Raw genomic sequence first — 12,077 nt, 5'->3', positions numbered from 1 at the left:
CCGGAGCCCGGCCCCGACCCGGTCGCCGCCGAGGACCCGGTCGTCGAGGCCGCGCACGCCGAGGCCCCGGCCGAGGAGCCGGCCGCCCCGCCGCGCGTCCGGCGCCGCGCCACCCGCAAGGTGAGCGCGCCCGCCGGTTCCCCCGCTGGAGCGGAGGAGGCCGCGGTCGTCGTGGTGGAGACCCCCGAGGCGGCCGAGGCACCCGTGGTTTCCGAGACCCCGGACACCTCCGGAACCCCGGACGCCCCCGAGGCCGAGGCGGCACCGGCCAAGAAGGCGGCCCGCAAGACCGCCAAGAAGGCCACGGCCAAGAAGGCGGCCGTCAAGAAGACCGCGGCCAAGAAGACGGCCGCGAAGAAGACGACGGCCAAGAAGGCGGCGGCGAAGAAGACGGCGGCGGCCGAGCAGTCCGCCCCGTCCGTCACGGCCGCGGCCGACGAGGGCTGACCCGCCCCCGTACGCACGCGGCGCGGTCCGGCCGGTCCCCCGAGGGGCCGGCCGGACCCGGCGCGGGCCGCTCCCGCCCCTGACAGAAAGCCCCCCATGCGCAAGATCCAGAAGGCCGTCATACCGGCCGCCGGGCTCGGTACCCGGTTCCTGCCGGCGACGAAGGCCACTCCCAAGGAGATGCTGCCGGTCGTCGACAAGCCGGCGATCCAGTACGTCGTGGAGGAGGCCGCCGCCGCGGGGCTGAGCGACGTCCTGATGGTCACCGGTCGCAACAAGCGGCCTCTGGAGGACCACTTCGACCGGAACTACGAGCTGGAGTCGGCGCTGACCCGCAAGGGCGACGCCGCGCGGCTGGCCAAGGTCCAGGAGTCCAACGAACTCGCGACCATGCACTACGTGCGCCAGGGCGACCCCAGGGGCCTCGGGCACGCCGTCCTGTGCGCGGAGCCGCACGTCGGGGACGAGCCCTTCGCGGTCCTGCTCGGCGACGACCTGATCGACCCGCGCGACCCGCTGCTGACCCGGATGACCGAGGTCCAGGAGCGCGAGGGCGGCAGCGTCGTCGCGCTCATGGAGGTCCCGGCCGCGATGATCCAGCAGTACGGCTGCGCGGCCGTGGAGCCCACGGCCGACGCGGACCTCGTCCGGGTCACCGGCCTGGTCGAGAAGCCGGAGCCGGGCGAGGCCCCCAGCAACCTCGCGGTCATCGGCCGCTACGTCCTGGACCCGGCCGTCTTCGCCGTGCTGCGCAAGACCGGGCCCGGCCGGGGCGGCGAGATCCAGCTGACCGACGCGCTCCAGCGGCTGGCCTCCGACGAGAAGCTCGGCGGCCCGGTGCACGGCGTGGTCTTCCGGGGCCGCCGCTACGACACCGGGGACCGGGGCGACTATCTGCGGGCCATCGTCCGCCTCGCCTGCGAGCGCGAGGACCTGGGCCCCGACTTCCGTACCTGGCTGCGCTCCTTCGCAGCGGCCGAACTCTGACCCGTACCGAGGACCAAGGAGAACTCCATGATCGGCATGATTCTGGCGGCCGGCGCCGGCCGCCGTCTGCGCCCCTACACCGACACGCTGCCCAAGGCCCTGGTGCCGGTCGGGCCCGAGGGCGACGAGGAGAGCATCACCGTGGTCGACCTGGCGCTCGGCAACTTCGCCGAGGTCGGGCTGACCGAGGTCGCGATCATCGTGGGCTACCGCAAGGAGGCCCTGTACGAGCGCAAGGCGGCGCTGGAGGCCAAGTACGGCGTCAGCATCACGCTGATCGACAACGACAAGGCCGAGGAGTGGAACAACGCCTACTCCCTGTGGTGCGGCCGGGACGCCCTCAAGGACGGCGTCCTCCTCGCCAACGGCGACACCGTGCACCCGGTCTCCGTCGAGAAGTCGCTGCTCGCCGCGCGCGGCGACGGCAAGAAGATCATCCTCGCCCTCGACACGGTGAAGCAGCTCGCCGACGAGGAGATGAAGGTCGTCGTGGACCCGGCCGAGGGCGTCCGCCGGATCACCAAGCTGATGGACCCGGCCGAGGCGACCGGCGAGTACATCGGCGTCACCCTCATCGAGGCCGAGGCCGCCGAGGAGCTGGCCGACGCCCTCAAGGCCACCTTCGAGCGCGACCCGGACCTCTACTACGAGGACGGCTACCAGGAGCTGGTCAACCGCGGCTTCAAGATCGACGTGGAGCCGATCGGCGACGTCCAGTGGGTCGAGATCGACAACCACGACGACCTCGCCAAGGGCAGGAAGATCGCGTGCCAGTACTGACCCGGCTGATTCCCGCGCCGGTCGTCGTCGACATCCGGGCCGGAGCCCTCGCGAACCTGGCGGGCGTCCTCGCCGACCAGCGGATCTCCGGCTCGGGCAAGCTGGCGGTCGCGATCAGCGGGGGTTCCGGCCGGGCCCTGCGGGAACGCCTCTCGGACAGCCTGCCGGGCGCCTCCTGGTTCGAGGTGGGCGGCGGCACGCTGAACGACGCCGTCAAGCTCGCCGAGGCCATGAAGTCGGAACGGTACGACGCCGTGGTCGGCCTCGGCGGCGGCAAGATCATCGACTGCGCCAAGTTCGCCGCGGCGCGCGTCGGGCTGCCGCTGGTCGCCGTGGCGACGAACCTGTCCCACGACGGGCTGTGCTCCCCGGTGGCCACGCTCGACAACGACGCGGGCCGGGGCTCGTACGGCGTGCCGAACCCGATCGCCGTCGTCATCGACCTCGACGTCATCCGCGAGGCCCCCGCCCGCTTCGTGCGGTCCGGCATCGGGGACGCGCTGTCCAACATCTCCGCCGTCGCGGACTGGGAGCTGGCCCACCGGGTCAACGGCGAGGACATCGACGGACTGGCCGCCGCGATGGCCCGGCAGGCCGGCGAGGCCGTGCTGCGCCACCCCGGCGGGCTGGACGACGACGCGTTCCTCCAGGTGCTCGCCGAGGGCCTGGTGCTCACCGGGATCTCGATGTCGGTGGCCGGGGACAGCCGCCCGGCCTCCGGCGCCTGCCACGAGATCAACCACGCCTTCGACCTGCTCTTCCCGCAGCGGGCCGCCAGCCACGGCGAGCAGTGCGGCCTCGGCGCCGCGTTCGCCATGCACCTGCGCGGCGCCGTGCAGGAGTCGGTCCGGATGACCGAGGTGCTGCGGCGCCACGGGCTGCCGGTGACGGCCGAGGACATGGGCTTCGACGTGGAGGAGTTCGTCCGGGTGGTGGCGTTCGCGCCGAAGACCCGGCCGGGCCGCTACACGATCCTGGAGCACCTGAACCTGTCCGAGGACGGCATCCGGGACGCCTACGCCGAGTACCGCAGAACCGCCGGGCTCTAGGCCACGGGGCCCGGTTTGACCGGCTGTGCGGGGCCCCGTAACCTTGACCCTCGGCGTTTGTTCGCCACACCTCTGAGCACCGACCTCCCGCTCGTACGGGAGAGGCCGCTCGTCCACTCCGGATCGTCATGGGTTCCCGGACCCGTGTGAGCGGCTGGCATCAGAGGTTTCCGCTTCGAGTGAGAGTGAGATCCGCGTGTACGCCATCGTGCGCAGCGGTGGTCGCCAGCACAAGGTTGCTGTCGGCGACATCGTTGAGGTTGACAAGATTTCCACTGCCAAGGTGGGCGACACGGTAGAGCTCTCTACCCTGCTCGTTGTCGACGGCGACTCCGTGACCAGCGACCCGTGGGTGCTGGACGGCATCAAGGTCCAGGCCGAGGTCGTGGACCACCACAAGGGCGCGAAGATCGACATCCTTCGCTACAAGAACAAGACCGGCTACCGCCGTCGCCAGGGTCACCGCCAGCAGTACACGGCGATCAAGGTCACCGGCATTCCCGCGGCTGCGAAGTAAGGGACTGAGAACACATGGCACACAAGAAGGGCGCATCGTCCACCCGGAACGGGCGCGATTCCAATGCTCAGCGGCTCGGCGTGAAGCGCTTCGGCGGCCAGGCCGTCAACGCCGGTGAGATCCTGGTCCGCCAGCGTGGCACCCACTTCCACCCGGGCACGGGCGTCGGCCGTGGCGGCGACGACACGCTGTTCGCCCTCGCCGCCGGTGCGGTCGAGTTCGGCACGCACCGTGGCCGCAAGGTCGTGAACATCGTTCCGATCGCCGGCTGAATTCCCGGCGCTCGTCGAGCGGTATGACGTGGAGGCGGACCTCACTTCCCGAGCAGGGAAGTGGGTCCGCCTTTCACGTGTTGTCCCTACGGGGGCGAGCGAGATCTTTCCGCAGGTATGCAACTGGAGGTTCCACCCATGACCACCTTCGTGGACCGCGTCGAACTGCATGTCGCCGCGGGTAACGGAGGCCACGGCTGTGCCTCCGTTCACCGTGAGAAGTTCAAGCCGCTGGGCGGCCCGGACGGCGGCAACGGCGGCCGGGGCGGCGATGTGACCCTGGTCGTCGACCAGTCCGTCACCACGCTCCTGGACTACCACCACCACCCCCACCGCAAGGCCACCAACGGCCAGCCCGGCGGCGGCGACCACCGCACCGGCAAGGAGGGCCAGGACCTGGTCCTGCCCGTCCCGGACGGCACCGTCGTCCTGGACCGCCAGGGCAACGTGCTCGCCGACCTCGTCGGCCAGGGCACCGCCTTCGTCGCCGGCCAGGGCGGCCGCGGCGGCCTCGGCAACGCCGCGCTGGCCTCCGCCCGCCGCAAGGCCCCCGGCTTCGCGCTGCTGGGCGAGCCCGGCGAGGCGCGGGACATCGTCCTGGAGCTGAAGACCGTCGCCGACGTGGCCCTCGTCGGCTACCCGAGCGCCGGCAAGTCCTCGCTGATCTCCGTCCTGTCGGCCGCCAAGCCGAAGATCGCGGACTACCCGTTCACCACGCTCGTCCCCAACCTGGGCGTGGTCACCGCCGGCAGCACGGTGTACACCATCGCCGACGTGCCCGGCCTCATCCCCGGCGCCAGCCAGGGCAAGGGCCTCGGCCTGGAGTTCCTGCGCCACGTCGAGCGCTGCTCGGTGCTCGTGCACGTACTCGACACCGCGACGCTGGAGTCGGACCGCGACCCGGTCTCCGACCTCGACATGATCGAGGAGGAGCTGAAGCTGTACGGCGGCCTGGAGGACCGGCCCCGCATCGTCGTCCTCAACAAGATCGATGTGCCGGACGGCCGCGACCTCGCGGAGATGATCCGCCCCGACCTGGAGGCGCGCGGCTACCGCGTCTTCGAGGTGTCCGCCGTCGCCAGGACCGGGCTCAAGGAGCTGTCCTTCGCGCTGGCCGGCATCATCGCCGAGGCCCGCGCCGCCAAGCCCGTCGAGGAGGCCACCCGCATCGTCATCCGGCCCAAGGCCGTGGACGACGCCGGGTTCACCGTCACCCTGGAGGAGGACGGCATCTACCGGGTGCGCGGCGAGAAGCCGGAGCGCTGGGTGCGCCAGACCGACTTCAACAACGACGAGGCCGTCGGCTACCTCGCGGACCGGCTCGCCCGGCTGGGCGTCGAGGACCAGCTGCGCAAGGCCGGGGCCCGCGCCGGCGACGGCGTGGCGATCGGCGCCGAGGACAACGCGGTCGTCTTCGACTGGGAGCCGACCGTGACCGCCGGCGCCGAGATGCTGGGCCGCCGTGGCGAGGACCACCGCCTGGAGGCGCCGCGCCCGGCCACCCAGCGCCGCCGCGACCGCGAGGCGGAGCGCGACGAGGCCGCCAAGGAGTACCAGGACTTCGACCCGTTCGCGTGACCGGTCCGCACCACGACCGCGGTCCCGGCCCCTTCCGTACGGCGGAGAGGGGACCGGGACCGCGGTCGTCGGGGGCGGTGCGTCAGGCGTGCACGGCCTTCAGGGCCTCGGCGGGGGAGGGGACCGGGGTGCGCTCGGCGAGCGGGACCACCGGCAGCAGGTCCGCCTCGCCCAGGAACACCTTGCGCACCACGCGCTCGGCGGCCCGCCCGTCGTCGTAGTCGCAGTACCGCTCCCGGAACGCCGCGCGCAGCGCCGCCGCCTCGTCGCCGCGCCACTCGCCGGAGCGCAGGATCGAGGTCAGCTGCCGCTGCGACGTGGCGACGGCGCCCGGCGGCTCGGCCATCAGGTCGAAGTAGGTGCCGCGCACCACGCGGTACGTGTCCCAGTCGTCGGCGTGGATGACGATCGGCCGGTCCAGGTTGGCGTAGTCGAACATCGCGGACGAGTAGTCGGTGATCAGGGCGTCCGCCGCCAGGTAGAGCTGCTCGACGGCGCCGTGGCCCGAGACGTCGACGATCCGGCCGGCGGCGCCCTGCTCGTCCGGCCGGTCGGCGGGTTTGTAGAAGTAGTGCCCGCGCACCAGCAGCGTGACGTCCGGGCCCAGGTCCTCCGCGAGCCTCGCCAGGTCGAGCCGGGGCGTGAAGGACTTCTCGTACTCGCGGTGCGTCGGCATGTAGAGGAAGGCGGTCGTGCCGTCCGCGAGCCCCAGCTCCCGCCGCGCCTTCACCACATCGGCGGCGGTCGCGTTCACGAGGACGTCGTTGCGCGGGTAGCCCGTCTCCAGCGTGGTGTAGCGGCAGGGGTAGACCCGCTCCCAGACCGTGGTGGAGAACCGGTTGGCGGACAGGCTGTAGTCCCAGCGGTCGCACCGGCGCAGCAGCTTCTCCATGTCCATGTTGGTGGACGCGGGGTACTGCGCCTGGTCGAGGCCCATCGTCTTGAGCGGAGTGCCGTGGTGGGTCTGGAGGTGGATCTGGCCCTCGCGCTTGACGACGGTGTCGCCGAAGTTGACGTTGTTCGTGAGGTACGTGGCGCGGGCCATCGCCGCCCAGTACTCGCGGGAGCCGACGATCACCTTCTCGACGCCCTCGGGCACCCGGTCCCGGTGCTCGGCGCGCACCGCCCAGACCCGGCGCATCTGCGGCGCCAGGCGGCCCAGTTCGGCCTCGATGGCGGCGGGGTTGCAGGAGTAGCCGCGCCCCCAGTACGCGGAGAACACGGCCAGGTTCTCATCGAGCGGCATCCGCAGCTGGGACCGGTAGAACATGCCGAGCGCGGCCCGCTTGGCCCGGCCGATGCGGGCCTGACCACCCAGCCGGGCGCGGTGGCGCGCGTGGTTGGCGCGGGTCAGGCCGAAGAACGCGGAGTACGAGTCGACGCCGAGCAGCGCGTACTTGTAACCGCGCCCCCCGGCCGGCCGCTCGAAGCCCTCCGGGAGGCGGGCGCGGTAGTCCTTGGCGGCCCGGTGGAAGAACTCGGCGCGGGCGTTGCGGGGCAGCCGGCCGGGCTTCTCCAGCACCGTCAGGAAGTGGTCGACCATCTTCCGGAACAGCGCCGGGCGCCAGGAGTCCAGCTCGGGCCGCTCGTCCAGGAACGCGAACACCCGGTCGTACTGGTCGAAGACGTCGAAGTGCTTGCGGCTGACCGTGCGCAGGATGTTGCCGCCCTCGCGGCGCTGCCGGTACAGCACGCAGGGGCGGTCGAGCACCGCGATGCGCTCCGCCGCCATCAGCGAGCCGTACGTCCAGGGGGCGTCCTCGTAGTAGCCGGGCGGGAACTGGAACCCGTGCCGGGTGACGAAGTCGCGGCGGTACGCCTTGTTCCACACGATCTGGAGCAGGTCCAGCAGCTGCGGGCGCTCGGCGAGCGAGAAGACGTCCGGGCCCTCCTCGGACATCAGGTCGGCGCGCTTGTTGCGCAGCATCCGCCCGTCCCAGTAGGTCCGGGTGTAGTCGTAGATCAGGATGTCCGGGTCGTCCGTGGCGTCGAGCCGCGCCGCGATGGCCGACAGCGAGCCCGGTGCCAGCGTGTCGTCGCTGTCGAGGAAGAGGACGTAGTCACCGGTCGCCCGCTCCAGACCGGCGTTGCGGGCGCGCCCCAGGCCCACGTTCTCCGTGAGGTGCAGCACACGCAGCCGGGCGTCCCGCTCCGCGTACGCGTCCAGAATGGCGCCCGAACCGTCCGGGGAGCGGTCGTCGACGCCGATGACCTCGATGTCGGTGAAGTCCTGCCCCAGCACGGAGTCCAGACACTCCCCGATGTACCCCTGCACGTTGTACGCAGGCACGATGAGGGTCAGTCGAGGCATCGTCCACCAGTTCCAGAGGCTGTCCGCAGGGGCTGTACGAGGGGCGCGGTCGGACCGTGCGACAGGGTCGGCGTCCGGCACCCGGACAGCGTAATTGATGGCCCCGGCCACGGCCGGGGGGCGGCCGGGACGGCCACGTAGGGTGGGACGCCGACGGGTACAGCATCTGACAGGAGACGCACGACATGACCTGGATGGTTACGGGCGGGGCGGGGTACATCGGGGCGCACGTGGTGCGCGCGATGCTCGCGGGTGGTCAGCAGGTGGTCGTGTTCGACGATCTGTCCACCGGCAGGGCCGACGCGGTCCCCGACGGGGTTCCGCTGGTGACCGGCACCGTCCTGGACCGCGAGGCCCTGGACACGGTGATCCGCGAGCACGGGGTGACCGGCGTGGTGCACGTCGCCGGCAAGAAGCAGGTCGGCGAGTCCGTGGAGCGCCCGCTCCACTACTACAAGGAGAACGTCACCGGCCTGGAGGTCCTGCTGGAGGCCATGGTCGCGGCCGGGGTCGAGCGGCTGGTGTTCTCCTCGTCGGCCGCCGTCTACGGCATGCCCGACGTGGACCTCGTCACCGAGACGACGCCCTGCGCGCCGATGAGCCCCTACGGCGAGACCAAGCTCGTCGGCGAGTGGCTCATCCACGCCGCCGCCAGGGCCCACGGGCTGCGCTGCGCCTCGCTGCGCTACTTCAACGTGGCGGGCGCCGCCGCGCCGGAGCTGGCCGACGCCGGGGTGTTCAACCTGATCCCGATGGTGTTCGAGCGCCTGGAGGCGGGCGGCTCGCCGCGCATCTTCGGCGACGACTACGCCACCGAGGACGGCACCTGCGTCCGCGACTACATCCACGTCGAGGACATCGCCTCCGCCCACCTGGCCGCCGCGCGCCGGCTGGAGTCCGCCGAGCCCGGTACGGACCTCACCCTGAACATCGGCCGCGGCGAGGGCAGCTCGGTCCGCGAGATGGTGGACCGCATCCTCAAGGTGACGGGCCACGAGGACACCGTCGCCGAGGTCGCCCCCCGCCGCCCCGGCGACCCGGCCCGCGTGGTCGCCTCCGCCGACCGCATCCGCCGGGAGCTGGACTGGTCGGCGCGGTACGGCGTGGACGAGATGATCGAGTCCGCCTGGCAGGGCTGGCGCCTGCGCCACCCGTAGTCGGGGGCTGCCTTCCCCCGGACGTGTCGGCAAAAAGCGGTCATCGGCCGTTTCGTCGCCGAAGTGGGGGTGCGGGTCAGTAGGGTCGGCTGCGGCGGACCGCCGCCGCATCGGCCACATCTCACCGTGGGGGCAGCAAACCGTGAAGGCTCTCGTACTCTCCGGTGGGGCGGGCACCCGGCTTCGCCCCATCACCCACACCTCGGCCAAACAGCTCGTACCGGTCGCGAACAAGCCGGTGCTGTTCTACGGCCTGGAGGCCATCGCCGAGGCCGGCATCACCGAGGTCGGCATCATCGTGGGCGACACCGAGGAGGAGATCCGCGCGGCGGTCGGCGACGGTTCCCGCTTCGGCATCGACGTCACCTACATCCGGCAGGCGGAGCCCCTCGGCCTCGCCCACGCGGTCCTCGTCGCCCAGCGCTTCCTGGGCGACGACGACTTCGTCATGTACCTCGGCGACAACTTCATCGTCGGCGGGATCGCGGACCTGGTCGAGGAGTTCCGGGCGGACCGGCCCGACGCGCGCATCCTGCTGACCCGGGTGCCCGACCCCAGCTCGTTCGGCGTGGCGGAACTGGACGGGGACGGCAGGGTGGTGGCCCTGGAGGAGAAACCGGAGCACCCCAAGAGCGACCTCGCGCTCGTCGGCGTCTACCTTTTCACCCCCGCCGTCCACGAGGCCGTCCGCTCCATCCGGCCCTCCTGGCGCGGCGAGCTGGAGATCACCCACGCCATCCAGTGGCTGATCGACCGGGAACGCGATGTGCGCTCCACGGTCATCCGGGGCTACTGGAAGGACACCGGCAACGTCACCGACATGCTGGAGGTCAACCGCACCGTCCTGGAAGGCGTCGAGCCCTGCACCGAGGGCGCCCACGTCGACGGCGAGAGCGAGATCATCGGCCGGGTGCTCATCGAACCCGGCGCCCGCGTCACCCGCAGCCGGATCGTGGGGCCCGCCATCATCGGCACCGGCTCGGTGATCAGCGACGCCTACGTCGGCCCGTTCACCTCCATCTCCCAGCACTGCCGCATCGAGGACAGCGAGATCGAGTACTCCATCGTGCTGCGCGGCGCGTCCATCGACGGGGTCCGGCGCGTGGAGGCGTCGCTGATCGGGCATGACGTCGAGGTGACACCCGCGCCCCGCAGCCCGTCCGCCCACCGCCTCGTCCTCGGCGACCACAGCAAGGTGCAGATCTCCTCATGACCCCCACCCGCCTCCTCGTCACCGGCGGGGCCGGCTTCATCGGCTCCCACTACGTGCGCACCCTCCTCGGCCCGGACGGTCCCGGCGACGTCTCCGTCACCGTCCTGGACGCCCTCACCTACGCCGGGAACCCGGCCAACCTGGACGAGGTCCGCGCCCACCCCGGCTTCTCCTTCGTGCACGGCGACATCTGCGACGCCGAGCTGGTGGGCCGGCTCATGGCCGGACACGACCAGGTGGTGCACTTCGCCGCCGAGTCCCATGTGGACCGCTCCATCGACGGCGGCGCCGCCTTCGTACGGACGAACGTGGTCGGCACCCACACCCTGGTCCACGCCGCGCACGAGGCCGGCGTGCGCACCTTCGTCCACGTCTCCACCGACGAGGTCTACGGCTCCATCGACGAGGGCTCCTGGACCGAGGAGGAACCCCTCGCGCCCACCTCCCCGTACTCCGCCTCCAAGGCGTCCGCCGACCTCGTCGCGCTGGCGTACCACCGCACCCACGGCCTCGACGTGCGCGTCACCCGCTGCTCCAACAACTACGGCCACCACCACTTCCCCGAGAAGGTCATCCCCCTCTTCGTCACCAACCTCCTGGACGGCCGGCCCGTCCCGCTGTACGGCGACGGCGCCCACGTCCGCGACTGGCTGCACATCGACGACCACGTCCAGGGCGTCGAACTCGTCCGCACCAAGGGCCGCCCCGGCGAGGTCTACAACATCGGCGGCGGCACCGAACTCTCCAACAAGGAGCTGACCCGGCTCCTCCTGGAGGCGTGCGACGCCGACTGGGACACCGACGTGATCCACGTCGAGGACCGCAAGGGCCACGACCGGCGGTACTCCGTGGACTGCACCAAGATCCGCGAGGAGCTGGGCTACGCCCCCCGCAAGGACTTCCGCACCGGCCTCGCCGAGACCGTCCGCTGGTACCGCGAGAACCGCGCCTGGTGGGAGCCGCTCAAGGAGAGGGCCGCCCTGTGAACCCCCGCTGGCTGATCACCGGCGCCGGCGGCATGCTCGGCCGGGACCTCACGGCCGCGCTGGCCCGCCGGGGCGCCGCCGTCGTCGCGGCGGACCGCGCCGCCCTGGACATCGCGGACCCCGCCCGCGTCCGCGCCGCCTTCGACGCCCACCGGCCCGCCGTCGTCGTCAACTGCGCCGCCTGGACCGCCGTGGACGACGCGGAGAGCCGGGAGGCCGAGGCGCTGCGCGTCAACGGCACCGGGCCCGCCGTCCTCGCCGAGACCTGCCGCGCCCACGGCAGCGTCCTGCTGCACGTCTCCACCGACTACGTCTTCGCGGGCGACGCGGACCGGCCCTACCCGGAGGACGCCCCGACCGCACCGCGCGGCGCCTACGGCCGCACCAAACTCGCCGGTGAGCGCGCGGTCCTGGAGACCCTGCCCGACACCGGCCACGTCGTCCGCACCGCCTGGCTCTACGGCGCGGGCGGCGCCAACTTCGTCCGGACGATGATCCGGCTGGAGGCCACCAGGGACACCGTCGACGTGGTGGACGACCAGCGCGGACAGCCGACCTGGACCGCCGACCTCGCCGGACTGCTGACGGCCCTCGGCCGCGCCGCGCTCGACGGCACCGCCCCGGCGGGCGTCCAGCACGGCACCAGCGCCGGCGAGGTGAGCTGGTACGGCCTGGCGCGCGAGGTGTTCCGGCTGCTCGGCGCCGACCCGGACCGGGTCCGCCCGACCAGCGCCGCCGCCTTCGCCCGCCCCGCGCCCCGGCCCGCGTACAGCGTGCTCG

11 protein-coding genes and 1 pseudogene are annotated in these 12,077 nt (G+C 72.1%); 11 read left to right on the top strand and 1 reads right to left on the bottom strand.

From position 1 onward, the window contains the following. The 7 genes and pseudogenes from MHW47_RS23705 to obgE all read left to right on the top strand — a co-directional run. Positions 1-447, top strand: a pseudogene (locus tag MHW47_RS23705) (ribonuclease E/G); the annotation flags it as partial. 96 nt (positions 448-543) lie between these two features. Next, entirely contained in the window at positions 544-1,434 is an 891-nt protein-coding gene (gene galU, locus MHW47_RS23700) for a UTP--glucose-1-phosphate uridylyltransferase GalU (protein ID WP_239225798.1), read from the top strand. 27 nt (positions 1,435-1,461) lie between these two features. Continuing rightward, the gene (locus MHW47_RS23695) at positions 1,462-2,214 is read left to right on the top strand and encodes a sugar phosphate nucleotidyltransferase (protein WP_239225797.1); all 753 of its coding nucleotides are present in this window, start codon (positions 1,462-1,464) and stop codon (positions 2,212-2,214) included. After that, the gene (locus tag MHW47_RS23690; RefSeq protein WP_239225796.1) at positions 2,202-3,263 is read left to right on the top strand and encodes an iron-containing alcohol dehydrogenase family protein; all 1,062 of its coding nucleotides are present in this window, start codon (positions 2,202-2,204) and stop codon (positions 3,261-3,263) included. Before MHW47_RS23695 ends, MHW47_RS23690 begins: the two co-directional genes overlap by 13 nt. Positions 3,264-3,459: 196 nt before the next feature. After that, positions 3,460-3,780 (top strand): 50S ribosomal protein L21, encoded by a 321-nt coding sequence (gene rplU, locus MHW47_RS23685; protein ID WP_239225795.1) that lies wholly within the window; start codon positions 3,460-3,462, stop codon positions 3,778-3,780. A gap of 14 nt (positions 3,781-3,794) precedes the next feature. Further along, positions 3,795-4,052: a 50S ribosomal protein L27 gene (rpmA, locus tag MHW47_RS23680; RefSeq protein ID WP_018103204.1), complete on the top strand. Its 258-nt coding sequence runs from the start codon at positions 3,795-3,797 to the stop codon at positions 4,050-4,052. A gap of 138 nt (positions 4,053-4,190) precedes the next feature. Continuing rightward, on the top strand, positions 4,191-5,630 hold the full coding sequence (gene obgE, locus MHW47_RS23675) for a GTPase ObgE (protein ID WP_239225794.1): 1,440 nt from the start codon (positions 4,191-4,193) through the stop codon (positions 5,628-5,630). An 82-nt stretch (positions 5,631-5,712) separates the two neighbouring features. On the opposite strand, the gene MHW47_RS23670 is transcribed toward obgE, so the two are convergent. Continuing rightward, positions 5,713-7,941 carry a bifunctional glycosyltransferase/CDP-glycerol:glycerophosphate glycerophosphotransferase gene (locus MHW47_RS23670; protein ID WP_239225793.1) on the bottom strand — a complete coding sequence of 743 codons (2,229 nt, stop codon included), beginning with the start codon at positions 7,939-7,941 and terminating at the stop codon, positions 5,713-5,715. A gap of 185 nt (positions 7,942-8,126) precedes the next feature. On the opposite strand from MHW47_RS23670, the gene galE reads away from it, so the two are divergent. The 4 genes from galE to rfbD all read left to right on the top strand — a co-directional run. Next, positions 8,127-9,098, top strand: a complete 972-nt coding sequence (galE, locus tag MHW47_RS23665; RefSeq protein ID WP_239225792.1) for a UDP-glucose 4-epimerase GalE — start codon at positions 8,127-8,129, stop codon at positions 9,096-9,098. Positions 9,099-9,240: 142 nt separating this feature from the next. After that, positions 9,241-10,311 carry a glucose-1-phosphate thymidylyltransferase gene (locus tag MHW47_RS23660; RefSeq protein WP_239225791.1) on the top strand — a complete coding sequence of 357 codons (1,071 nt, stop codon included), beginning with the start codon at positions 9,241-9,243 and terminating at the stop codon, positions 10,309-10,311. After that, positions 10,308-11,297, top strand: a complete 990-nt coding sequence (rfbB, locus tag MHW47_RS23655; protein WP_239225790.1) for a dTDP-glucose 4,6-dehydratase — start codon at positions 10,308-10,310, stop codon at positions 11,295-11,297. Before MHW47_RS23660 ends, rfbB begins: the two co-directional genes overlap by 4 nt. Next, positions 11,294-12,077, top strand: a 784-nt coding sequence (gene rfbD / locus MHW47_RS23650; protein WP_239225789.1) for a dTDP-4-dehydrorhamnose reductase, incomplete at its 3' end; no start/stop codon positions are given. The genes rfbB and rfbD, both read left to right, overlap by 4 nt.

Source organism: Streptomyces sp. OfavH-34-F, from assembly GCF_022347745.1.
In the GTDB taxonomy this organism is placed as follows: Bacteria; Actinomycetota; Actinomycetes; order Streptomycetales; family Streptomycetaceae; genus Streptomyces.
This window is presented reverse-complemented; position numbering and strand designations above follow the sequence as displayed.